The organism is Phenylobacterium sp., from assembly GCF_036263695.1.
GTDB lineage: Bacteria > Pseudomonadota > Alphaproteobacteria > Caulobacterales > Caulobacteraceae > Phenylobacterium.
In genome coordinates, this window is sequence record NZ_DATAGM010000003.1 from 1 (window position 1) to 1,572 (window position 1,572).

General features: G+C 67.7%; 2 protein-coding genes. Both read left to right on the forward strand.

Annotated features, from left to right (window positions below; translation table 11 throughout):
- Window positions 1–948: serine hydrolase domain-containing protein (locus VHK87_RS00055; RefSeq protein WP_329632857.1), on the forward strand; the 948-nt coding region annotated here is incomplete at its 5' end.
- A 99-nt stretch (window positions 949–1,047) separates the two neighbouring features.
- Window positions 1,048–1,572: hypothetical protein (locus VHK87_RS00060; RefSeq protein WP_329632858.1), on the forward strand; the 525-nt coding region annotated here is incomplete at its 3' end.

A 1,572-nucleotide genomic window follows, 5' to 3' on the forward strand; every position in this document is an offset into this window, starting at 1 on the left:
ATCCCCGAGTTCAAGGGCCTGAAGGTGATGACCGGGACGGACGCGCAGGGGCGGCCGATCCTGGAGGACCCCAAGTCACCCGTCACCATGCGCCAGCTGATGAGCCACACCGCCGGCTTCGGCTACGGCCTCTCGGACCAGCACTATGTGGACCAGCAGTTCAGGGCCACCGGCGTGCTGCGGGCCAACGGCCTTCAGGAGATGGTCGGCAAAATCTCGACCATCCCGCTGATGTACCACCCGGGCGAGAAGTGGAGCTACAGCGCCGCCGTCGACATCCAGGGCTACCTCGTCGAGAAGCTCTCCGGAAAGCCGTTCGGCCAGTTCCTGCAGGAGCGGCTGTTCGGCCCTCTGAAAATGGTCGACACGGCCTTCTACGTGCCTGCAGAGAAAGCGGGGCGGCTGGCGGAGGTCTATGGCTTCGACCGCGCCAGCGGCAAGCTGATCGCCGCCTCGCAGAGCCCGGCCGGCGCCCGGGCGCAGGACTTCACCCGTCCGCCGCAGCTGGAGTCCGGCGGCGGGGGGCTGGTCTCCACGACCAGCGACTACGCCCGCTTCTGCCAGATGATCCTCAACGGCGGCGAGCTCGACGGCGCGCGCGTCCTCTCGCCGGCCTCGATCGAGCTGATGCGCACCAACGCCATCCCCGAAAAGGTGCTGGTCACCTCCGACGGGGGCGGCGGCTCTGGCATCCGCTTCAACGAGCACGTCGGGTTCGGGCTCGATTTCATGGTCGTGCTGGACCCGCGCAAGGCCGGCTCGCTGGAAGGCGAGGGGACCATGAGCTGGGGCGGGGCGGCCGGCACCTGGTTCTGGATCGACCCGACCAACGACCTGTTCTTCGTCGGCATGATCCAGCGCATGGGCGGGTCCCGCACCGGGACGACGCCCCTGGGCTCGCTGTCGCGCACGCTGGTCTACCAGGCGCTGGTCGAGCCGGAGAAGTAGGCCTTGCGCCTCGGGCGCGACAGCGCTCCTGATCGTCGGCGAAGGGCGTTGTCATGAGCCGCCTTAGCGGCCAAGCTGTGAGTAATTCGGAGCCAGCTCATGATCCCGCCCTATGTCCTGGTGTTGTCGCTCGGGATGGTCGGCGCGGCGCTCTTGACCGCGGCTGCCGCCGAGGGTCGGTTCGACCGGCTGCCAGAGCAGCAATACTTGCCGGCGTCGTTCGAAGAACCGACCGTGACCTGCGGCCACGGCGGGCCTGAGGCTTCGCGTCCGGTGAAACGGGAGGTGGCGAGTGCGTTCGAAGCTCGCTGGTACTCGAGCCATTGGAGGGCGGCTCAGGAACGCTCCTTGTACGTTGCGTCGCTTGCGCCTGGCGCCGAGGGGACGCGGACCTACCGCTTCACCTGGTTGCGTAGTTTCCACCAGCCGGTGGTCGTTCGAATCGACGACCAGGCCTCAGGCGAGATGCGGCTAACGGCGACTATGCTCTCCGGAGACGGGGGCTTTTCGCCTGGACGTATCGCCCGGCGAGTGGAGCGCGTCCTCAGCGCAGCGGAAGCCGCCGCCCTACGGGAGGCCGTCACCTCATCGAAGGTGTTCGATTTGGCGCCGGCGGACTGCAGA